This is a genomic window from Actinomadura napierensis (genome assembly GCF_039529375.1).
Taxonomy (GTDB): domain Bacteria; phylum Actinomycetota; class Actinomycetes; order Streptosporangiales; family Streptosporangiaceae; genus Spirillospora; species Spirillospora napierensis.
The window spans coordinates 1-538 of record NZ_BAAAMR010000405.1 but is presented as its reverse complement, the minus strand read 5'-3'; the positions used below and the strand labels follow the sequence as shown (position 1 = coordinate 538).

1 protein-coding gene is annotated in these 538 nt (G+C 39.2%); it reads right to left on the bottom strand.

Features of this window, described 5'->3' with window-relative positions:
* Positions 1-521, bottom strand: a 521-nt coding sequence (locus ABD296_RS50175; protein WP_344285796.1) for an indole-3-glycerol phosphate synthase TrpC, incomplete at its 3' end; no start/stop codon positions are given.
* Positions 522-538: the final 17 nt, after the last annotated feature.

Genomic DNA, 538 nt, shown 5'->3' with positions numbered 1-538 from the left:
GTTTGAGGTTGTCCAAAAAGGGCAGTAAAAGCTTGATCTGGACGTGGTTGTTTCATAAAACTTTCGCCAACCAAGAAACTGTGAATATCATGCTCTTGCATCATACGTACATCATCTGGTGTCGCAATACCACTTTCAGTGATCAATAAACGTGAGGCCGGAAGTAATTTTTTCAACCGAATAGTAGTATTTAAATCTACATCAAAGGTTTTTAAATTACGGTTATTCACGCCTAATAAACATTGCTCAGAAAGCTTTAAGGCACGCTCCAACTCTTCTTCGTCATGAACTTCAACCAATACATCAAGTTGATGCTCAAACGCAGTTTTAGACATTTCTTCGAGTTGCTGGTCAGACAAACAAGCAACAATTAATAAAATACAGTCAGCATGCAAAGCACGTGCTTCAACTACATTGTATGGGTCGACCAAAAAGTCTTTACGTAAAGCAGGTAGGGCACAATGATTACGGGCAATCGCAATATTTTCATCTGCACCCTGAAAGAAATCAACATCGGTCAATACCGATAAACATGCTG